This window comes from Streptomyces sp. NPDC002057, from assembly GCF_040296665.1.
GTDB lineage: Bacteria > Actinomycetota > Actinomycetes > Streptomycetales > Streptomycetaceae > Streptomyces.
On sequence record NZ_JBEOXR010000003.1, the window covers coordinates 128,920 to 149,276 of the forward strand.

The 20,357-nt window shown below is 71.6% G+C and carries 16 protein-coding genes; 1 reads left to right on the forward strand and 15 read right to left on the reverse strand.

Annotated features, from left to right (window positions below; all coding sequences use genetic code 11):
- Nucleotides 1-31: 31 nt before the first annotated feature.
- Nucleotides 32-733: a hypothetical protein gene (locus ABT129_RS03940; RefSeq protein ID WP_351896180.1), complete on the forward strand. Its 702-nt coding sequence runs from the start codon at nucleotides 32-34 to the stop codon at nucleotides 731-733.
- Here ABT129_RS03940 and ABT129_RS03945 read toward each other — a convergent pair.
- From ABT129_RS03945 to ABT129_RS04015, 15 genes are all read right to left on the reverse strand, one after another.
- Nucleotides 730-2,784, reverse strand: a complete 2,055-nt coding sequence (locus ABT129_RS03945) for a hypothetical protein (RefSeq protein WP_351896182.1) — start codon at nucleotides 2,782-2,784, stop codon at nucleotides 730-732. The genes ABT129_RS03940 and ABT129_RS03945 overlap by 4 nt on opposite strands.
- 135 nt (nucleotides 2,785-2,919) lie before the next feature.
- Entirely contained in the window at nucleotides 2,920-3,507 is a 588-nt protein-coding gene (locus ABT129_RS03950) for a hypothetical protein (RefSeq protein ID WP_351896183.1), read from the reverse strand.
- Nucleotides 3,500-7,789, reverse strand: a complete 4,290-nt coding sequence (locus ABT129_RS03955; protein WP_351896185.1) for a LamG-like jellyroll fold domain-containing protein — start codon at nucleotides 7,787-7,789, stop codon at nucleotides 3,500-3,502. Before ABT129_RS03955 ends, ABT129_RS03950 begins: the two co-directional genes overlap by 8 nt.
- A complete protein-coding gene (locus ABT129_RS03960; protein ID WP_351896187.1) occupies nucleotides 7,786-9,111 on the reverse strand; it encodes a baseplate J/gp47 family protein in 1,326 nt (441 codons plus the stop codon). The genes ABT129_RS03955 and ABT129_RS03960 overlap by 4 nt, the downstream gene beginning before the upstream one ends.
- Nucleotides 9,108-9,812, reverse strand: coding sequence for a hypothetical protein (locus ABT129_RS03965; RefSeq protein ID WP_351896189.1), 705 nt, complete (start codon nucleotides 9,810-9,812; stop codon nucleotides 9,108-9,110). Before ABT129_RS03965 ends, ABT129_RS03960 begins: the two co-directional genes overlap by 4 nt.
- Nucleotides 9,812-10,186, reverse strand: a complete 375-nt coding sequence (locus ABT129_RS03970) for a hypothetical protein (protein WP_351896191.1) — start codon at nucleotides 10,184-10,186, stop codon at nucleotides 9,812-9,814. Before ABT129_RS03970 ends, ABT129_RS03965 begins: the two co-directional genes overlap by 1 nt.
- Entirely contained in the window at nucleotides 10,186-11,931 is a 1,746-nt protein-coding gene (locus tag ABT129_RS03975; protein WP_351896193.1) for a hypothetical protein, read from the reverse strand. Before ABT129_RS03975 ends, ABT129_RS03970 begins: the two co-directional genes overlap by 1 nt.
- On the reverse strand, nucleotides 11,922-12,347 hold the full coding sequence (locus tag ABT129_RS03980; RefSeq protein ID WP_351896195.1) for a hypothetical protein: 426 nt from the start codon (nucleotides 12,345-12,347) through the stop codon (nucleotides 11,922-11,924). The genes ABT129_RS03975 and ABT129_RS03980 overlap by 10 nt, the downstream gene beginning before the upstream one ends.
- Nucleotides 12,344-12,853, reverse strand: a complete 510-nt coding sequence (locus ABT129_RS03985) for a hypothetical protein (RefSeq protein ID WP_351896197.1) — start codon at nucleotides 12,851-12,853, stop codon at nucleotides 12,344-12,346. The genes ABT129_RS03980 and ABT129_RS03985 overlap by 4 nt, the downstream gene beginning before the upstream one ends.
- A 22-nt stretch (nucleotides 12,854-12,875) precedes the next feature.
- Nucleotides 12,876-17,315 (reverse strand): AHH domain-containing protein, encoded by a 4,440-nt coding sequence (locus ABT129_RS03990; RefSeq protein WP_351896199.1) that lies wholly within the window; start codon nucleotides 17,313-17,315, stop codon nucleotides 12,876-12,878.
- Nucleotides 17,312-17,515, reverse strand: a complete 204-nt coding sequence (locus ABT129_RS03995; protein ID WP_351896201.1) for a hypothetical protein — start codon at nucleotides 17,513-17,515, stop codon at nucleotides 17,312-17,314. Before ABT129_RS03995 ends, ABT129_RS03990 begins: the two co-directional genes overlap by 4 nt.
- Nucleotides 17,516-17,537: 22 nt before the next feature.
- Nucleotides 17,538-17,735, reverse strand: coding sequence for a hypothetical protein (locus ABT129_RS04000; protein WP_351896204.1), 198 nt, complete (start codon nucleotides 17,733-17,735; stop codon nucleotides 17,538-17,540).
- Between the two features lie 19 nt (nucleotides 17,736-17,754).
- Entirely contained in the window at nucleotides 17,755-18,150 is a 396-nt protein-coding gene (locus ABT129_RS04005) for a hypothetical protein (protein WP_351896206.1), read from the reverse strand.
- A gap of 11 nt (nucleotides 18,151-18,161) precedes the next feature.
- On the reverse strand, nucleotides 18,162-19,478 hold the full coding sequence (locus tag ABT129_RS04010; protein WP_351896208.1) for a hypothetical protein: 1,317 nt from the start codon (nucleotides 19,476-19,478) through the stop codon (nucleotides 18,162-18,164).
- Between the two features lie 66 nt (nucleotides 19,479-19,544).
- A complete protein-coding gene (locus ABT129_RS04015; RefSeq protein WP_351896210.1) occupies nucleotides 19,545-20,306 on the reverse strand; it encodes a hypothetical protein in 762 nt (253 codons plus the stop codon).
- Between the last annotated feature and the right edge of the window lie 51 nt (nucleotides 20,307-20,357).

A 20,357-nucleotide genomic window follows, 5' to 3' on the forward strand; every position in this document is an offset into this window, starting at 1 on the left:
GCACACCCCCTCGGCGATACGGAGGTCGATCGTGGCGAACGGCGACAAGTGGACGGCTGTCGGGCCCGCGCCAGTGGGCTTCGAGACCAAGACCGGCACCTTCACCACGGGTGCCCGGTTCAGCGGCCGCGAGACCGGACTCGTGGCGGCGTCCGAACAATCCGGGAGCGGTGTCGTCGGGACGGGCAAGGGCGAGGCCAGGCCGGGGGTGCTCGGCTCGTCGACGAGCAACAACGGCGTCGGTGTGAAGGGCGAAGCCCTCACCGGTACGACGGCCTTCGGTGTGTGGGGCGTTTCCACCAGCGGTCTCGCCGGCTTCTTCGAAGGGGACGTTCGCGTCACCGGCGACTTCGCGGTGGAGGGCAACAAGAGCCTCGCGCTGCGCATGGACGACGGTACGCACCGGCTCCTCTACGCGGTGGAGGCCCCGGAGAGCTGGTTCGAGGACCTCGGCTTCGGTGAACTCGTCGACGGCCACGCCCGGGTCACCCTCGACCCGGAGTTCGTCGCGGTCACCGAGGACGCCCCGTACCACGTCTTCCTCACGGAGTACGGGGCGCCGAGCGGTCTGTACGTGACGGACCGGACCACCGCGGGATTCACCGTGCGTTCGACCGTGGGCAGCGACACGCGCGGCGAGTTCGGCTACCGCGTGGCGGCGCTTCGCCGGGGACCCCGGCCCGAACGGTTCGCGGTCCGTCCCGCTCGTCCGGAGCCCGGGGCGGGCGACTAGCGGGGCGCCCCGCCGGTCGTGTGACCGCGCCGCGCGCCGTCCCGGGAGATCTCGCCCGGCGCGGTGTCCGGCGCGGCGGGGGTGACGAGTGCGGAGAGGCCCCGGTCCGCCGGCCGGCCGATCACGTCGGGGTGCACCAGGAGGCCCTTCTCCTCCGAGGACTTGCTCCTGTCGGCGATCAGCGGGTGGGCACGGGCCCAGTTGTCACAGCGGACGCCGGTGATCTGCCAGCAGACGTCCAGCCCCGCTCCCCCGCCCGCTATCTCGAAGGTGTGGTCCGTGAGGGGACGGCTGACGTGCAGGTCGGGGGCCGGGCCGCCGACGGCGGTCAGCTGGTAGCGGAAGGATTCGTTCAACGACTCGAACCACTCGGGTAGTTCGACCGTGGCTCGGCCGTCCTCGTCGAGGACGGCCGAGCCGTCGTAGACGTTCTTCAGTTCGGAGGACTCGACCGCCGCGTGGACGAGGAACCGCTCCTCGGGCTGGACGGGGTGGTCGATCCGCATGAGGCTCGCGCCGTCGAACACCGTCCCGGTGATCACGACATCGCCTTCCAGGAACGCGGCTCGCGACGCCCCCGTCGCGTACAGGCCGGTCGCTCCCTCGGCCCTCACTCCGATGCCCTGGACACTCTTGCCGAGGACGCCCGGCCCGAAGGTGACCTCGCCCTTGACGCCGGCGTTCCCGCCACCGCCCTTGCCGAGCACCCCGACGTCCTTCGCGCTGGAGCCGGACAGACCGGGCCCGCCGTCGCCGGTGCCCCGGACGCCGGGACTCGCGCCGCCCCCCTGGCCGGACACCCCCACGCCTTTGCCGCTCGTGCCCGAGACGCCCGTGCCCTCCTTGCTCGACGCCGTCACCCCCGCGCCGGTGGTGCTCTCCGCGAAGACGCCCGCTCCGCTGGTGCTGGTGCCCTTGAGGCCGGGGCCACCGGTGCCCTGGCCGAGGACTCCGGGGGTGCTCGCGCCGCCGATTCCCTGGACACCGATGCCCTGCTCGCTGGTGCCGGAGACCCCCGGACCCGTTTCGCCCGCTCCCTCCACACCGGCGCTCGTGGGGCCGCCCTTCCCGGTGACGCCCACGCCGTCCGTACTCCCGCCGGACACCCCGGCGCCCCGCGTGCTCGTGCCGTGCACCCCCGCACCGGACGAGGCGAAGCCCTCCACCCCGGCGGAGGCCCCTCCCCCCGTACCGCGGAGGCCGACCCCGCTGGTGCTGGTGCCCGAGACGCCCGGGCCCTCGCCGCCGGTGCCCGAGACGCCCGCGCCCCGGCCCTTGCCCTCACCGGTGACGCCGTCGCCGTTCGTGCTGACTCCCGAGAGGCCGGGACCGTCGGTGCTGGTGCCGGACACGCCCGGTCCGGCCGCGGCCCTGCTCTCGACGCCCGCGGCGGTGCCGCCGCCCTGAGCGAGGACTCCCGGACCTTCGTCACTCGTGCCCGAGAGGCCCGCTCCGACGGTGGCGGTACCGACGACACCGGCTCCTGCGGTGCCGCCCGTGCCCGTGACGCCGTCGCCCTCCGCGCTGGTTCCGCGGACTCCGGGGCCTGTGACACCGGTGCCGGTGACCCCCGGTCCGGAGCCCGTGACCGACCCGGAGACGCCGGGGCCGTCGACCGAGGACCCGAGCAGCCCCGCGCCGGCTCCGGCAGCACTGCCCGCCACGCCCGCGCCTGATCCGGTGGCACTGCCGGACACGCCCGCGCCGTCCGTACTCGAACCCTCCACTCCGGGACCGTCGTCGCCGGTACCGGTCACGCCGGGGCGTCCGGGCCCGCCCTTGCCTGTCACTCCCGGAGCTTCGTCACTCGTGCCCTCCACGCCCGGGCCTTTGCCGCCCTTGCCCACCAGCCCCGCGACGGTTCCCTTGCTGCGGCCCGACACACCGGCCCCGGCGGTGCTGAGACCGACGACTCCCGTGCCCCCGAGGGGATGGGGCGCCTCACCCACGACTCCCACGCCGCCGGACTGCTTGTGGATGCCGAACACACCGCCGATCGGGTCCTCCGCCGTGCCGGTCTTCCCGCTGCTGCCGATGACGCCATGCCCCATTCCGGCATCTCCCCACACGCCGTGGTCGGGCGGCTCGGGGGTGAGACCAGTGGGGCTTCCGTCCTGTCCTTTGAGCGGATTCGGCCTGGCCATGGTCCTCTCCTCTCCCGACGAACCGAAGGATGCTCCGGAGGCTCACTGGTAGGCGATCCGGACGCAGAACACCTGGACCCTCGCGTCCAGGTCCGCGCCTTCCACGTCGACCGTCAGGAAGTAGCGGTGGGACTCGTTCTCGATCTCCGCCTCTCCCTCCGGCTCGACGGCGACGTCCAGCCTCGTCGTGCCGACCAGGGTCTTGGCCACATCGCCGTTGTCGATCTTCCGGCCCTTGAGGGCCACCGTCAGCGTCCCCTTGCTGGACTGATTGGCTCCGGTCATCAGCAGGGAGCGCACCAGAACGCCGTCGGGCAGCAGGACGTTCATGAAGCCGTGCGCCGCCGCCTCGCCCGCCGGCTTCTCCACCATGTCGATGGCCTGCGCCCAAGCGGGCACCTCGACCTCGGCGTCGGTGTAGGCGATGAGGGCGGGGACGAGCGTGAGATGTCTGGTCGCCGTCCCCAGCACGGCGAGCATCGGGTTGATCTGGTTCTTGGCCAGCCCGGCGAACTCGTCCTCCAGTTGGTGGAACCGGCGGTTGAGTCCCTCCTCGCCGCCCGCCTGGACGCGGTCCTGGTTGTCAATCCAGTCCTTGTGGGTGAACTGCGGCCGGTAGATCTCAATCATGGCGGTTGTCCTTGCGAAGGCGGATGAAGGGGGACGAGAACGGATCCGCGACGTGATACGTGGGGAACGTGTACAGGCCTTGCCGTTCCGTCTCCTCCGGATCGAGACCGGCCAGCACCCGCAGGCGGTCCGTGCGGCACTCCACGCCGACGGGGTGGAACCAGTTGAGGACGTTGAGGATCAGGTCGTACTGCTCCTTGGTGACGGCCGCGTCGGGGTTCGACTCCAGGGCGTCCTTGAGCCGGACCTCGCACTGGTACGGCCGCAGCCCCTCGGCGGGGAGGTAGGTGGCGCGGAGCGTGACGTACCCGGGCGTGCGGCCGGCGAACGCGCAGACCGGGGCGTCGGGTGTGGCCGGTTCGGCGGTGCCGTGGCCGTCGGGGGTGGACGACCACGCGAGCAGCTCGCCCGTGCCGGCCCCCAGCGGGAGTTCGGCATCGAGCCGCGGGGGACCGGGTGGGGTCGCGCGGAGCGGGGCGGGATCGGCGAGGAGCACGGTGCCGCCGTGGCGAGGGGCCATGACGAGGCAGGGCGGGTACGGGGCGCCGGAGGGGCTCGCGGCGAGGGCGGTACCGCCTCGGCCCGGGCTGAAGACCTGCGGAAGGCGGACGTCGGTGGCGACGTCGACGAGGTGCACCCGGCCGACCGACGCGGGAGACCCCTCGGTCGCCACGTACAGCAGCTTCCCGTCGCCGCTGAGGCTCAGCGCCGTCGGCGCGGCCCCGGCGGGGAATCCGCCGATCTCGGCGTCCGGTGTCCCGGCCGGCGGCCGGTAGACCCGGACGACTCCGGCGCCGTCCGGGCCCCCTCCGGGGCAGATCACGTACAGCTTCTTCCCGTCCGGCGTGACGGCGGCTGAGTGGGCTTCCGGGTCGTGGGTGTCGACCGTCTCGCGCAGGGTCAGCGTCGAGCGCGCCACGCGGCACCAGTGGCCGTCGTCCAGGACCGCGAACAGGGAGGGGCTGCCGGCGGCGACCACGAGGGCCCGCGGCGCCGCGGGCAGTTCCAGCGGGATCGAGGGGGCGCCGGTCGTCAGGGCGAAGGCGCGGAGGGTCCGGTCGCCGCAGCCGACGTAGAGCCGGTCGGCGTCCGTCGCCAGGGCTGTCGGGAGGGGGCAGGTGATCTGCGGCGGTGCGGCGGCCGGGGACAGGGTCGACGGGTCGAGGACGGCGACGCGGTCGAGCCGTTCGTGCGCCACGAAGAGGTGCCCGCCGCCGAAGGCGAGGGCTCCCGGGAAGGGGGCGACCCTGCGCGCGGTGGCCCGGCGGATCCGGGGGGCGGGACGTGGGGGATCCGCCTCGACGGCGAAGGAGGTGACGCGGTGGGTGCCCGGCTCGGAGAGGCAGACCAGTGAGCCGTCCGTGGCGAAGCAGGCCGCGCCGGGTGCGGCGGCGGGGGTGACCTCGACCTCGACGGACGCGCCGGCGTCGACCTCGACCGGCCCGGACCTCCCGGTGTCACCCTCGCCCGGGCGGGTCACCTTGAGCTGCTCGCCGGCGGCGACCGCGACGCGTACGGTCTCCGGTCCGCCCGGGTCGGTGGGAGGGGGCGAGTCGATCCGGATGTGGTCGAATCCCGCCGCGAAGGCCCGGGCCGCGAGGGCCGAGGCGGTCAGCTCGGAGTGACGGAGTCGCAGGGCCCGGCCCTGGGCATGCAGGGCGGCGTCGGGGTCGGGTTCCGGGGGCGGTTCCTCCTGCTGCTCCGGAAGGTACGACCGGAGCACCAGGAGCTCGCCCGGTTGGTCCGCGAGCAGGTCGAGCAGCCGGTCGAGGGCGTCGGACGCGACGCGTTGCATCATCCGGCTCTCGGGCTCGGGGCCGTACGTGACCAGGCCGGGCGGGATGCCGAGGTCGTCGGTGCGTACCCACAGCGTGCTCGGGTCGAAGTCCCGGGTGGGCGGGCCCGCGGCGGCCGTCTCCCCGGCACCGAGGCGCCCGGTGCCGCTGATGCTCTGTCCTGCCGTGAGGGTGTCGTCGGACAGGCCGATCCGGATCCGGCGGGTGCCGCTGCCGACGTGGCCGCGGCGGACGACCTCGACGCGCACCGAGACGTCTCCGGCGGCACGGGCGTGCAGGACTCCCGGCGCGCGCGGCCGGAAGACGGCGTCGCCGGCTCCGGAGCGGAGGATGGACCACCGGATCTCGGCGTCGCCGAACCGGGAGGGGTCGGGCTCCGTGCCGAGGACGAGTTCACCGCCTTCCGTGACGTCCGGCGGGCCGGGGGAATCGTCCGTGGTGGCCGTGGTGACGCGGAAGGCCTCGCCGCGCGGCTGGGCGGCGAGGATGTGGCCGTCCCGGGTGTGGTGGACCCAGCCGAATCCGGCCGCGTGGGCGAGCGCTCCGAGCCGGTCGGGGCCGACGGACGGCGTGGGGGTGAGGAGCAGGGCGCGCCCGACTCCGTGCAGGCCGGTGGATGAGGGGTCGTACGCCTTGAGGACGTGCAGTGTGCCGGTGGCCGTGCCGCCCGGATCCGCCGGGTCGCCGTCGGCGGGGTGGTCCGGGCCGGCGAGGCGGAGGAGGAGGGCGTCCAGGGCGCGGCTGACGACGAGTTGCATCCGGTGGCTGTCGTCCCCGTCGGCGAACGTCAGGCCGGGCTGGTCCGGCCGGCTGATCAGCCAGGCGGGGTCGAAGTCGGGTTCGTCGCGGGCCGCGGTGCCGACGGCGGCCTCCTCAAACGTGCCGAATTCGCCGTCGGCGGTGACGGACTGGCTCACCAGGAGCTCCGTCGGAAGGACGCGCAGGGTCAGTCGGCCGGTGGCCACGGTCCTGCTCTGTTCGCGCACGACGAAGGGCTCGGGGTCTCCCGGGGCGACGGCGAGGGCTCCGGCAGCCGTGTTCACCGCGGCCTGGAGCCGGTCGGGGGTGGGCAGGAGCCAGCGGTGGAAGATCCGGAGCCGGCGACGGTACTGCTCGTCGGGTTCGCCGGTCACCGGGTCGAAGGCCTCACGTGCCGTGCCGGAGACCCGTACCTCCTCGATCAGACCGGTGAACTGCGCGGTGGTGTCGCCGTCGGCCCGGGCCTCCGTTCCCCGTCCGATGAGGAGTTCGGCGGGGGTGGTCAGCGCGCCGAGGGGGGTGGTCATGACGCGGCGGGCCACCTCGTGTCCGTCGAGGTGGAGCCGGACGGTGGAGGTGTCCCCCTCGCGGGCGAGCGCGCCGGCGATGTGGTGGAAGGCTCCGTCGCCGAGGTCGCGGTCGGCGAACAGTTCGACGTTCACGCTGCCGTCGGAGAGGGAGAAGCGGAGGTTGCGGTCGATGCCGCGGAAAGTGCCCACGGTCAGGGCCCAGCCCTTGTCCTCGCGGGTGTTGAGCTTCTCGCGTTTGGCGACCACCGCTCCGGTCGTGGTGACCCGTTCCGGCCGCACGATCGCTTCGACGGCGAAGGGGGCGCTGGCCGGGAGGTCGAAGGCGGCGGCGTCGTCGACGCTGATGAAGCTCTCGTCCACACCGAGGCCGAAGCCGAAGGCGTGCGCGAAGCGGCCCGTCCGACCGGCGTCGGCGCCGGTGTTGTGCCCCGGGCGGTCGGGGGCGGCGGCGTCGACGACGGTGCTCACGTCCGCGTGAGGATCCGGTATCCCGTCCTCGTCGGCCGGGGGGACGTCGTCGAGATGGAAGAGCGCGATCGTGGCGCCGTCCACGGTGTGGGGCCGGGGCGGGAAGCGGGGGGCGCCGAGGTCGAGGCCGAGGAGGTCCAGGCTGACGCCGTGGGCGGTCTCGGTGTTCCGCTGCGCCGTCACGTCCCTCAGGTGTTCGGCGACGAGCTCGTGTTCCGCGCCGATGACCCAGAGCAGTTTGGCCAGGTTCCCCAGGAGGGCGGTGACCTCCCACTCCACGGTCCCGAAGCCGCGCGCGGGTGCGACGGGGGCGAGGCTTTCGAGCCGCAGCCGATCGGTGATGTCGGCGGCGTGGCCGGGGATCGGGACCGTCAGGGCGCGTCCGGCCGGGTGGCACGCGGGGAACGACACGTCGACGTGCTCCGCGGGCGCGGCCTCGTGCCGGGTGAACGAGACCCGGACGGTGAGGGGGGTGGTGAGGTCCTGAAGGGGGGCGAGGAGGTACCGGGGGGAGGCGGGCCGCCGGCCGTAGAAGTGCTCGTACCGGTCGAAGTCGTAGAGCGGGACGGGGATGTCCGGGTCGCCGGCGTCCGGGGCGCCGAGCGGAACGGTCATCCGCTCCATGCCACGGTCGTACGGGGCGGGGAGCGCGTCCCGCATGACGGTGAGGGCGCCGCCCGGCAGCGGGTCGGGGAAGCGGGGACGCCCACAGGATCGTGTCGTGTTCATGTGATCACGACCTGGAGGTCGGCCATGGAGGTGTCCACGGAGAAGCGGGCGATCTCGTCGGGGGCGAGGCGCAGGTTCTCGCCCACGGACAGTTCCTGGGACCCGCCGTAGGTGCCGCCGCCGTAGTAGGTCTGGCCGAAGGCCGGAGCGAAGCGGCGGAGCCGCAGGTTCTGCACGTCCACCACACCCGCGGCGGTGCGGGCGCTGAGGACGATGTCGGAGTGGAGCACGCCGTGGCCGAGCCGGAGGCGGTCGACCGAGGCCCGTACGGCGTCGAGGATCGCGCCTTTGACCGCCTCCTCGTCGTGGCCCGCCTCGATGACGAGGGTGGCGCGCATCCCGACGTCGACCTGGTTGGCCGCGAGGATGTCGGGGAAGATCGACACGGGCCGCCACTGCCTGACGACGTCGAGCACGTCGTCGTACACACCGGGGACTTGCGACTCGCCGCTGTGCCACGGCCAGCCGGGCTCGGCGGCGACGACGATGTCGAAGAAGTAGGGGGAGCCGGTCCGGCGGTCCCTGGAGAAGGCGCGGCTTCCGAAGCGGAAGGTCCCGAAGGTGCGACGGGTGGCCTCGACGCCGCCGAGCGGGTCGAAGATCGCCGCGTCCCGGACACCGTTCACGTCGAGCACCTGGGCGAGGAGCGCTTCCTGGGTCCACACGGTGCGGGGGACGCCGAGCAGACGGGCCCGGTAGACGGCGTCGGACTCGCCGACGTCTCCGTCGTGGAAGGCCTGCTGTGCGACGGCCTCGACCTCGGCGTCGCCCATGGTGAGGTTGTACCGGGCCCATTCCGTATCGAGGCGCAGCTTCCTGCCGGCGGAGAGGTTCCCGGCGTCACCGCGCACGACGGCCTCGACGTCGACGGTGGCGCTCTTCTGCTCCGTGGAGAGGACGGCGGCCCGTGTGCTCCGGAAGGCCAGGACGGACCCGTCGGCCTCGGGTTCCGTCACGAGGACGGTGCCCTGCGGGAGGGCGTAGCGACGACCGGCCTCCTCCTTCGCGATCGCGAGGAAGACGGGGCCGCGGGCGCGCAGTTCGCGGCGGCGCAGACCGAGGTCGCAGCCCAGCAGGTCGAGGCTAGGGCCCTGGGCGGTGGTGATGAAGGTGCCGTAGTACTGGGATTCGAGAGCCCGCCACAGCTCGTGGGTGTCGAAGGCCGCGGCGTCCAGGACCTTGCGCAGGGCGCTGCCCGACGTGAGGTCGACGTCGTCGCCGAACATGGCTCGGGCGCGGGTCTGCTGGTCGGCGACGATCCGGTCGATGCCCTTGACGACGAACCCGTCCGCGGCGACGCCGTACCGTTCCTCGGAGGTCATGGGGTTCCCCTTGCTCGGAGGGAGAGAGTCGTGTTCGCGACGGTTTCGACGATGGCGTAGACCGCGTAGACGCGTGCCGCGTGCGCGGCGGCGATCTCACGGCGGTGGGCCTCGTCGTCGAGTCCGGGCGTCAGTTCCCGATAGCGCGGGTCGTCGTCGAAGAACACTTCGCGCACGTCGGTGACCCGGAGGTCCGAGCTGAGGCAGCGGACGAGTTCCATCGTGAGGAACTGCTTGCGGGTGAGCAGGTCGTCGGCGTAGGCGCCGATGGCCAGGCGGTCGAAGCCGAAGAGTGTGTTGAGCCGGTCGCTGCCCTTCTGGGTGGCGACGCCGAGTTCCAGCGCCTGGCCCAGGGCCTCGGCGCCGGCCACGAGGGCGAGGTCGTGGGAGCGATCGTCGAGGACGAGGTCGCCCTCGTGCAGGGCGAGGCTGCGGCCGAGGCTCGGGGCGCCTTCGCGCGGGCCGTCGCCGGACAGGTACGGGCGGACGCCGGCGGCCAGTTCCGATCCGCCCGACGTGAAGCGGAAGGCGGGTGCCGGGGAGACGACGGGCGGCGAGGGGCCGGCCCGCAGGGAGTCCCCTGTCTGGCCCCCGGCCTCGGCACCGGCGGCGGGACGGCCGTCGCGCGGTACCCGGCCCCCGGCCTCGGCACCGGCGGCGGGGCGGTCGTCGCGCGGTGCCAGCGGTTCGTTCTCGGTCATCAGAGGGTCTCCAACACGGCTTGGCCGGGGTCCGCCACCGTCCACCGGCCGGCGCCCAGTCCGCTCACGGTGGCCCCGGCGGCCGTCGCCAGCAGGACCGGGGTGCCGCCGACGGTCAGCTTCTTCGACCATCCGTCGGGGGTCGCCGGGGTGATGGCGCAGGGCTGGGGCGACCCGGCGGGCGTGGTCGCCGGGCAGGGGGCGAGCATGCCCGGTACGGGGGTGGCGGCCGAGCCGAACACCAGGCCGTTCTCCTTCCCGGCGAGGACCACTCCCTTGCCCTTGACGGTGACCCGGGGGTCGCCCGCCGCGAGGGTGAGCCTGCCCTGGTGGGTGCACTGGATGACGGCGCCTGCGACGAGTACGTAGGACATCAGCTGATCGCCACCTTTCCCTGACCGATCGTGAGGGTCACTTGGCCCGACTTGAGCACCACGTCCTGCGCTCCCCCGTCGACGGTGACCTTCCCCTGGGCGTCGATCGCGACGGTGGTCCCCGACGTGTGGGTGAGCAGGAAGACTTCGGCGGGCCCTTCGGTCGGCCGGGCGCCGACCTTCGAGCACTGCTTCTCGCCGATCGCGATCTTCAGCCCGAGCGCCTCCACGACCCGGAGGCCCTTCGCGGTGATCAGGTCGTTGACGCCCTTGCCCGTGGGCCTGGGCGAGTCGCCGACGGTCAGCTCGGTGGGCAGGCAGAGCCACCAGTCGCCCTCCTGGGACTTGGGGCGCTCCGCCTTGGGGTCGTTCGCCCACAGGAAGCCGGTCACCACGGTGTCGTCGGGGTCGTCCCTGACCTGGTTGAGCAGTGCGCGCATCCCGGGGTACACCGGGACCGACAGACCGACGTTGTGCCAGGCGAACGGTGACGCGACGGGCTTGTCGTACCGCTCCCCGGTCTCGCCGCTGACCGGCACGTCCACACTGGGCGACGCCTTCGCGTGATCGGGCTGCTGGCCGACGCGCAGGCTCGCCGTCCGCAGGTCCGGATCGGCCTTGTCGACCTCGCCCACGTCGACCGAGGGCTTGGCCGCGGCACGCTCCTGCGCCTTGCCGGTGATCAGGTCCGCGATCGACTGCGGGGTCGCCTTCCGGGCGAGTTCGCTGCGCCGGTGGTTGCCGCCCACGGCGCTGAACTCCACGGCCCGGCCGGTGCAGGTGTATCCGCTCCGCGGGGAGAACGTGTGGGTCAGCTGGAGGACCCGGAAGGCGACGAGCGGCTTCTCGTACCCCTCCACTCCGGCGGCCACCATCTGTCCGGCCCGCAGGGAGGGGACGCCCAGCACCGTGAAGTCGAAGAGCTCCACCTTGTCGGGAGCCGCCTTGTCGGTGACCAGGGCCTGTCTGCCGACCGCCTCCAGCCGGGCGGGTTTGAACTCGGCCAGCCGGGCGACGGTCATCGTCTCGTGGGCGACGAGCGTGTCCTCGGCGAGCATCATGGCCGCGAGCACCGCGTCCGGGGGAATGAGGGGGAACCGGCTCTCGGTGGGCGGATGGCTGAGGGTCGACCCGCACTGGACCGTCCCGTCCTGGACGAGGATCTCCTGACCGAAGTCGGAGGCCATTCCCTTGAGCAGCGCGAAGGAGTTCTTCTCCCTCCTGTTGATCGGGCGCTCGGGAGCGTCGGGGTCCTCCGGCCCCACCACCTCGACTCCGGCGAGTCCGGCGATGTGCTTCGCCGCGTCGTAGGGCGTCGTCTTCTCCTTGGAGAGGGCGGCCCTGGCCGGTTCGCTGCCCGGATCGGTGTGGTTGAGCAGCCGGTACGCCGCCTCCTCGTGGCCGCTGAGTCGCATGCCGAGCGGGGGGAACCGGGTCGCCGACCTGATCTCGTCGACCCTGCCCTTCAGAACCACTTCCCGCCCGGACGGGTCGTCCAGGTATCCGAGGTGGATGTCGACGTCGACTCCGCCGTCGGGGCCGGTCCTCTTCGCGAGCTCGGTCGTCAGCGTCTCGTGGACGGGGAGCGGCAGGTCCACGAAGGTGATCGCGAACGTTCCCGGTTCACCGATCGCGTACGTCACCTCGATCTCGGCGTCGGCCAGTACGGACCCGCTGCGGACGTCGTTCGAGATCTTCTGCCGCAGGATCGGGAAGTCGAGCTGGTACCAGAGGATCACGCCCATCGCCGTGCCACCCCGATCACGATCCGGGAGCCGTAGTGGCCGCTTCCGTTGAGGTTGCCGCGGGCCACCGTCGCCTCGACGAGGCGGATGGCCAGCGGGCCCGCCCGGTGGACCAGGTCAGGCTCGGGAACGAGCTTGCGCAGGAGGAGGACACGCGGGCCGTCCGGGCCGGGGCCGGCCACCCTGAGCACCAGGTGGCCGGGGGGAAGGGGCTGACGGCCCGGGTCCATCGGCTGGGGCACGCGGCTCCAGACCGCGAGGTCGTACAGGGTCTCGGGAGGGTCGTCCTCGCCGCCGTCGAAGTTGGCGTACAGGGCGAAGTCGTAGGTGGTCCCGCCGATCGGGCAGCGGAAGGCCTGCGGGAGTCCCGCGTCGGGCTCGACGGGCAGCCGGTGGAAAAGCGGTTCGGTGCTCACAGTCCACCTCCCAGCTGGCGCTCCGGCGAACGCGTCTTGCTCACCGTGGGGATCGCGGCGGAGCCGACGGCGAGCGCGAGGTCCATGGCCTCCCCGAGCATCGCGGTCAGGCTCGAACGGGGGACCTGTTCGAGGCTGATGGTGACGTCCACGGCGTCCCTCTTCTGGTTGGACTGGGTGAAGCGCAGGCTGGTGATCTGCATGTCGAGGCTGACGGTCATCCCGCACACGACCGGCAGCCCGGCCACCTTCATCAACGGCGCCGTCGAGCCCGCCAGGGCGCGCGAGGTGAGCGCCATCGCCTCCAGGCCCTTCTTGGACAGCAGCCGGGTCCTGCCGACGAGTACCGCCTCCACGCTGATCGTTCTCGTCGTCGGCGCCACGAGCTGCGTCAGCCGGCTGCCGGCGATCCTGGCGACCTGATACCCCTCGCTGAGGGACAGACTGGTGACCGTGAACAGCGGCACCGCGCCGATCATGACGGGAACGTTCACACCGGCGGGCATGATCCGCGCCTACCTTCCCTGCTCATCTCCCGTGGCCTCCTTGCCTGTGCGCGCGCTTCCTCTTCCGTTCCTGCTTCGGCGCGTCCTCGACCTCGTACAGCGGTTCGCCCAGGACGTCTTCGGCGACTTCGGGGGCGACGCGGGTGGGTGGGGTCGGGTCGACGCGGAGGCGCGGTCCGCGCTTCGCGGGCCGGGTGGGTGCGGGTTCGAGGCTCACGCGGGGACCGGCCGCCGCGGATGGCTGCGGCTCGGCCTCGATCGCGATCCGCTGACGGACCTCCGGCTCGGGGAGGGGCTCGTGCTCGGTGGCCGTGGTCGTGGTCGCGGGCTTGGCCTCGGGCTCGGGCGTGGTGTCGGGGGTGGTGTCGGGGGCGGTCTCGGCCCTGCGCTTCGCCTCGGCCTCGGACTTCGCGTCGGTCTTGCGCTTGGACTTCTGCTTGGGCTTGGCCTTGTCCCTGTCCTTGGTCTTGTCCTTGATCTTGTCCTTGATCTTGTCCTTGTCCTTGTCCTTGGTCTTGGTCCTGTCCCTGCCCTTGTCCTTGGGCTTCGTCTTGCTCTTGGTCTTGGACGCGGGCTTGACCTCGGCCTGGGGCTCGATCTCAACCCTGACCTGAGCCCTGGTCTCAGCCTTGGGCTCAGCCTTGGGCTTGGCCGCGGGTTCTGTCCTGGGCTCTGTCCGGGGCTTCGTCTCCGTCCCGGACTCGGGCTTGGGTGTGGCCTCGGGCTTGGCCCTGGCCTTCTCCGGAGGCCGGGGCTTCGGCGCGGACTCGGTCGTCGGCCCCTCCCTCGGACTGGCCTTCCGGGGCACCCTGGGCGTCCGCTTGCCACGTGGCGCGCCCCTCACCCTCTCCAGCAGTTCGAGCTGCTCCGCGTCGGTCAGCCAGTCCAGTTCGTGCCGGTTCCTGGCGAACCACTCGGCGTAGCTCTCATGGGCCACGCCCGTGTCAGGAGGCAGGTGGAACCCGTGGAGGAGCTTCTCCTTGATCTCGGACATCTTGCGGATCACCGCGTCCGCCCCGCCCTCCTTCCTCGCCGTGATCAGTTCCTGCGTCATCCACTTGTAGTAGTTGTCCGTGTGCATCACCTCGTGGCGGGTCCAGCCCTGGGGGACGATCTTCGGATCCATGGAGGTCCGGGGCAGGTAGACACCGTTCAGAGGGTCGTCGGCGGGGTTGATGCCCGCCCACTCGAGGATGTCCCTGGGGACCTCGCCACGACGGTCCCCCGCCGCGGCGGCATGGTGCGCCGGGTTCCCGTAGTCCTGGTGCTGGCCGATGGCCTCCATCGACTCCTTCAGCTCGTGCGAGGGCGACCCTGCCTCCCCGAGCCTCGACTTGATCTCGTCGCGGGGGCTGAGCCGCTGCGCCGGCACCTCATCGGGCTCGTGGTGCAGGGCCTTGGCCTCACGGGGCGCCTTCGCCTCCGCCTCCGCCACGATCTCGGCGACGTGGCCCTCGACCGTGCCCTCGGCCGTGAGCAGGTCCTCGAACTTCTCCAGGTGCTCCATGGCTTTCGCGGGGTCCGTCTCGGACACCCGGGCGATCTGCCGCAGCGCGTTCCGCATCGCCTTGGGGTCCTTCACCGCCTTGTTCGGGAACCGCTTGCGCAGTTCCGCGATCCGGTCGAGGACCGGGGCCCGTTCGGCGGCCGTCGCCGTGACGCGCGGCGGCTTGACCGGGCGGTCCAGCCGCCGCCAGGGCCCCTTCTTCCCCTGGCCGAGTTTGTCGACGAACTCGCTGAACTCCACGGCCTTGCCGTCGGCGACGTGTTGCGCGCGGATCTTCTCCAGTCGCGCGAGCATGGCGTCGAAGGCCTCCGCCTTTCCGGCGGAGCGGGCGTGCATCTGGCCCACCACGGCGATCCCGTACTGGTGCACGGCCTCCATGCGCCGGCTGTCCCCGGCCAGCATGGCCAGCAGGTCCGCCTTGACCTGCGCCTGTGCCCCGATCCGGCCGAAGCCGATCTGCTCCAGCATCGCGGCGAACCGCGTGCCCTCCCCCTCCTGGAGCGCCTCGACGACCTTGGCGACCTCGGCGGTCGTGAAGCCCTCCTTGCCGGTCAGCCGGGCGAAGGTCTGTGCCAGTTCCGGTGTGAGACCACCCGACTTGGCGCCCAGCACATGCAGGACCTCGGCCTTCGGCCTGAGTTCGGCGAGTACGGGGCCGAGCCGCGGATGCTCCATCAGCTCTGTCAGGTGGACGCTCTTGGGAACGTCGACCTCCTGGAGGACGGCGCCGAGGCGGATGCCCTCCTCCTCGGGCAGCATGAGCATCAGGTCCACGACCGCGTGCTCGTCCTTGAGTCCGTTCAGGACGGTGCTGCCCACGTGGAGCGCCTCGGCCAACCGGGTGAATCGCGCGGCGATCCTCTCGCCCTCGAACACCTTGAGCACCTTGAGGAAGCGCAGGACGGCGACGACCTTCTGGATCTTGACCAGTGCCTCGACGGCGGCCTGGATCTCCGAGATCCAGGTGAGCGCCTCGATGATCACCGCCCACTTGATCTTCGTGAGCAGGCGCTCGCCGACCCCGAAGACCGCGGCACCGCGCAGACCGTCGCGGAGCGCGGAGCCGACCTTCTCGAGCAGGACCTTCAGGTGCCTGGTCGACACGGGGTCTCCGTAGAACGCCATGTGGCAGGTGACCGTGAGCTTGTTGAGTTCCCAGAGCCCGGAGAGGATCTTCTCGGGCTGGGTCAGCATGATCTTGAGGGATTCGAGCGTCCCCAGGACGAATCCCATCACCGCTCTGATGGCCTCCTCGATCTCGATCATCGCCTTGAGGCCGGGCACGGCAGTCTGCTCCTGCCTGACGTTCGGGCTCAGCCCGGCGTCATGCCGCATCGTCAGGTTGAGCGCCTCGGCCACGAGTCCGATGAACTCCCGCACCGTCAGGGGCTTCTGGTCCCCGAACTTCCTGCCGACCGCCGTGAGCAGGTCCCAGAGGTCGCTTCCCATATCGGCGAAGAGCTGCTCGTACAGACCGGCCTGGATCAACCGGGCCCGGACCGCCTGCAGTTGCGCCAGGCCGTCCAGCGAGATCATGATCTGGATGATCGCGTGCCGCTGCTCCTCGAACGTCCACGCCTTGACGAGGATCTCCAGGTACTTCTCTCTCATCTCCTCGTCCACCAGGGCGAAGGCCTTCGCGTTCATCTCCCCCAGCTGGGTGGCGGCCTTCTCCAGATTCTCCTGGTTCCCGGCCAGACCGGTGACCACCAGGCGGTCGAGTCCCTGGAAGGTGAGGACCTTCAGTTCCTCGGCCGAGAGCCAGAACTCCTGGGTGGACCTGCTCGTCTGGATCCAGCGCTTCCCCTCGTCCGCGCTCCCCCAGACCCAGCCGCGTTCCTTGGTCCACAGCGTGTTCACCTCGTACCGGTGACCGTCCGGCGTGGTGACGACGGGCAGGATACGGAAGCCCGTGAAGGTGCTGATCCGCTGGCCGGCGAGCTGCCACGCCGACACCTCGTGCCCGATGGTCTCGTCGGTGACGGTGGGTGCGGTGGCCACCGCCAGGTAGAAGCTCTCCGATGTGCCGGACGAACCCTGCAGAACGGCGAAGGAGCGGGCGCCGAAGAGGTGGTCGCCGAGTTGGACGGCGTGGATGAGGCTGCGCGAGCGCGCGTAGCGGGTCGCCTCGCCCAGCATCACGAGCTGGGTGGCGCCGATGACCATCACGGCGCGTCCGTCGACCGGGCTCGGTCCCTCGACGACCGCGTCCTGGGGATCCGACACCACGGTGACGCTCGTCAGCCTTCCGGAGCTCTCCCTCTCGGCCAGCGCGTTCGCGTACTCCAGTCCCTGCGCGACGGCGGTCGCCTCTTCCGCCGCGGCCCAGGAGGTGGGGGCGGGCGCCTCGGCAGGAGGCGGTGTCTGTTCCGCGGTGGGGGCGGTGGCGGGGCCTTTCGGGGCGGGGCGCGCGGGGATGGCGGTCGCCGTGGCGGTCGAGGCGCCGGTGTCCGTGCCGGGGGTGGCGGCCGGACCCCAGGTCCGCCGGGTGCCGTCCGTCGGCACACCCGGTTCCGCCGTCTCCTTCGTTCCGTCCCCTCGGCTCTCGCCCGGGGCGCTGCCGCCCGTCCCGTCCCGGGCACCGCCGTGCTCCTGGTCCCCGTCCGCCTCTCCGTCTCCCGCGGCTTCCTCTCCTCCCTCGTCCGCCACTGCCATGGCGAAGGTGAGGTGGGCGTGACCGCCCGGGGTGGGCTCCGTCGGCGCGCCGGTCTCCGTGCCGTCGCCTGCCGATGGCCACCCCGGCCGGGGGCTGGTGATCCCGGCGCCGCGGTCGTCCTTCTCGATCGCCCGGGCTACGGCACGGAGCAGCAGCGCTTCCAACGCCGTCTCGTGGGTGAGACGTTCGTCGCCACCGGTGAACGTGACCGAGGTCGGGAGGTGGAGGCGCCGGTACGCCACGCCGGCTGCCGCCGTCTCCGCGGCGGTGACCGGTGTGACCTCGACGGTCGCGTTCACGGTGCCGCCCCCGAGGGGTCCGGGGCGTCGGCCGGGACGATCTCGGGGAAACCCGCCGCCGCGACCTTCGCCCGGGCGAAGCTCAGACGTGCGATCAGCGCCTGCTCGACCACCTCGCCCAGACGTTCCAGTGCGGCGGGCGAGGGATTCCCCGTGATCCTCACGGTGATGGGGAAGTGACAGGTGATCGTGGTGGGCATGGGAACACTCCGGGCTGCGCGGTCAGCTCAGGGCCTCGTGCAAGGCCTCGTAGACCTCCGCGACGAGGTTCTGGCGGATCTCCTCGGCGTTGTCCCCCGCCACCACCACCTCGATCGGGAAGTGGAAGTGGAGTTCCGCCCCCGGACCGGAGACCACGGCGGGCTCCGGTCCCATGGCCTCGGGCAGCGCGCCCCGCTGCTCGACTTCCTGGTGCGACATGGGGTCCTCCGTGCTCCGGTCAGGTGGTGGACGTGACTTCCAGGCAGACGCAGTTGAAGGTGGTGGTGGGTACGCCGTCGATGACGATGGTGCTCGCGGCGGACGTGATGTAGCACTCGCTGAACAGGACCTGCTGGAACGTCCAGTCGGTGCCGGAGGACTCCTGGAGCCCGATGTTGAAGCTCTTGTGCGTCAGGGCCATCTCGGTGAGGTTGGCGACCGACGGGCCGATCCCCTTCACCGCCATGGAGAAGGTGAACGCCTTGGGCTGGACGACGTGGGCCACGTTGTCGGCCTCCAGCGAGTGCAGGGGCTGCACCGGACTGTTGAACGTGGGATTGAAGGAGTCGATGGGGGTGACCGGCGTGGTGCCGAGCATCACCGTCAACCGGGTGTCCCATTTGACCTCAGCCATCTCATCGCTCCTTAACCCTTGAGAACCAGCTTGACGGCGATCTGGTGGATCACGCCCGCGTAGACGACCGAGACCTCCATGTCCACGTTCCGTCCGCTCCGCCCCTGACTGATCTGTTCGAGCTCGTCGGCGCTGAGGGTGGCGCGCTCGCGTTCCAGGAGGACCAGCAGCGGGATGTGGATGGCGTAGGACTCGATCACGCCCCGGGTGACCAGCGGCGAGAGCACGCTCTGGACGAGCGTCACGACCGTGCGCAGGCCGGGGCGGTCGATGCGGAGGTCGCCGACGGCCTGGATCAGCGCGGCCTTGACGCGGAAGCCGATGTCGTCGAGCGTCCGCACGACGTCGATGTACTTCTTCCCACCGCTGGGGTTGGCGGTGAGTCCCTCACCCAGGTACAGGGCCTGGCCGGGGAGCAGCACCGGGCTCGCCACCCAGTTGATGGAGTTGTTGTAGTACTCCTGGATCTCGGTGGCCGTGAAGTGCTCGGTCATCTTGATGGAGACCGGCTTGAGCAGGAGGGAGATGTGGGGTTCGTGGCCCGCGATGACTCCGGCCACCGCCGCGGCCACGTCGTCCGTCGACTCGTGGGCGATCAGGAACATCCGGTTGCTCCTGATCGCGCCCGTGCACAGCGCGATCTGCTCGTCCTGCGTCAGCGTCGGGTCCAGCATCGCGATCCCGATGCGCTCGTTGCCGTCTCCGCCGGTGTTGGAGACCGTGGTGACGTGGTTCGCCAGGAGTTCGACCGGGTGGCTGGTGGGCGGCTGCTCGTTCAGCGGGGTGTTGGCGAGCACCACGATCTGCACCGGGATGTCGGTCGCCGCCGTGAACGCCTCCGACCAGACGGGGTTGGCGAAGTCCACTTCGAGGCCCCAGACCACGGTCGGGGGCGGGGTCTGCCGGAAGGCCATCGAGATGGCGGCGGCGAGGTCGCTGAGGCCGAGGCCGACGACGGGGTCCTCCGCCGCGTGGGCTTGGTCCAGCTTCTTGTCGAGGGTCAGGGTGAACGTGTTGCCCGCGGCGTCGGCGACCTCCGTGATCGTGCGGACCTCGACCTCTCCGTCCTTCCCGATCGCGACGCCGGAGCCGACCGGCAACTTCGCCGCGGTGACGGCGCTCTGCGCAGCGGCCACGACTGCCTGCGTCAGCTTCGTCCTCCCCTGGGGGTAGGCCTCGACGGCGTCGCCCGGGTAGGTGAACGACCGCGCCTTCGAACCCTCGCTGCCGATGGCTCCCTTGCCGATGACGAGGATGTCCCCGAAGGCTCTGGTGGCGGGCGCGAAGAGATCACTGCTCGCTGTGACAGTGATGTAGTTGAACGGCATCGCATGCTCCTCACCGTGTGCGCGCCCGGTCTCCGGGGCTGGGCGCGGCCGGTGCCGGCCGGGACTTCAGGGGGCCGTCTCGAAGGCGGCGACGAATCCCTGGGTCGCCAGCAGATCGCCGACCAGTTGCTCGGTCGTCTGTGACGGTTCGTCGGTCGTGACGGCGGGGAAGACCGCCAGCCACGCGCTGGAGGCGAGCTGGGCGCCGCCGTCGTGGACCTCCGGCTGCGGGCTCGCCGCGTCGACCGCCCGCTTGGCCTGGCTGAGCCGGCGCAGCGCGTCGGCGAGGTCGAGGCGGTCGAAGAAGAGCGTCGACACCCGCAGGGGGAGGTTGCGGCTCGGCGCTGTCGGATCGAAGGGGGGTGGATCGGCGTACTGGAGTGTGTAGGGGCGTTCGAACTCGTCCTGTGGTGCCCCGGCGCCTCCGCCCGCCGCCCAGGCCGCCTCGGCCTTCACGGAGGAGAGGAGGCTGCCGACCGGTGCCGCCCTCACCCCGATCACGGTCTCCAGGGACATGTCGATCCAGTGCACCGGGGGCGTCGCCGGGATCTCGACGGTGGCGCGGGCCTGTTCGGTGGCGGGGATCGACTTGTCCCATGATCCGTGGACGGCGAGCGAGGCGTGGACGGCGGTCTGGAACTCCGTGAGGTCGACGCGGACGGACTCCACCGACGTGATGGCGAGGTGGGCGGGGTCGTAGACGGAGGCCAGCAGCGACCGCACGCGCTTGCGTTCGGGGTCGGCGGCGGGACTCAGCAGCGCCTCCACGTTCTCCGGCCGTAGGTACCGGAGCATCAGACCGTCCGTGAAGGGACTCGTCGCTGCCATCTCGCCGTCACCTTTTCCTTCGTACGTCGGGGAGTCGAACGGCTCCTCTCG

Excerpts from the sequence above, each read along its gene's own strand:
- ABT129_RS03945 (WP_351896182.1), bottom strand. The coding sequence starts at position 2,784 with ATGGGGCATGGCGTCATCGGCAGCAGCGGGAAGACCGGCACGGCGGAG.
- ABT129_RS03950 (WP_351896183.1), bottom strand. The coding sequence starts at position 3,507 with ATGATTGAGATCTACCGGCCGCAGTTCACCCACAAGGACTGGATTGAC.
- ABT129_RS03955 (WP_351896185.1), bottom strand. The coding sequence starts at position 7,789 with ATGAACACGACACGATCCTGTGGGCGTCCCCGCTTCCCCGACCCGCTG.
- ABT129_RS03960 (WP_351896187.1), bottom strand. The coding sequence starts at position 9,111 with ATGACCTCCGAGGAACGGTACGGCGTCGCCGCGGACGGGTTCGTCGTC.
- ABT129_RS03965 (WP_351896189.1), bottom strand. The coding sequence starts at position 9,812 with ATGACCGAGAACGAACCGCTGGCACCGCGCGACGACCGCCCCGCCGCC.
- ABT129_RS03970 (WP_351896191.1), bottom strand. The coding sequence starts at position 10,186 with ATGTCCTACGTACTCGTCGCAGGCGCCGTCATCCAGTGCACCCACCAG.
- ABT129_RS03975 (WP_351896193.1), bottom strand. The coding sequence starts at position 11,931 with ATGGGCGTGATCCTCTGGTACCAGCTCGACTTCCCGATCCTGCGGCAG.
- ABT129_RS03985 (WP_351896197.1), bottom strand. The coding sequence starts at position 12,853 with ATGCCCGCCGGTGTGAACGTTCCCGTCATGATCGGCGCGGTGCCGCTG.
- ABT129_RS03995 (WP_351896201.1), bottom strand. The coding sequence starts at position 17,515 with ATGCCCACCACGATCACCTGTCACTTCCCCATCACCGTGAGGATCACG.
- ABT129_RS04000 (WP_351896204.1), bottom strand. The coding sequence starts at position 17,735 with ATGTCGCACCAGGAAGTCGAGCAGCGGGGCGCGCTGCCCGAGGCCATG.
- ABT129_RS04005 (WP_351896206.1), bottom strand. The coding sequence starts at position 18,150 with ATGGCTGAGGTCAAATGGGACACCCGGTTGACGGTGATGCTCGGCACC.
- ABT129_RS04010 (WP_351896208.1), bottom strand. The coding sequence starts at position 19,478 with ATGCCGTTCAACTACATCACTGTCACAGCGAGCAGTGATCTCTTCGCG.
- ABT129_RS04015 (WP_351896210.1), bottom strand. The coding sequence starts at position 20,306 with ATGGCAGCGACGAGTCCCTTCACGGACGGTCTGATGCTCCGGTACCTA.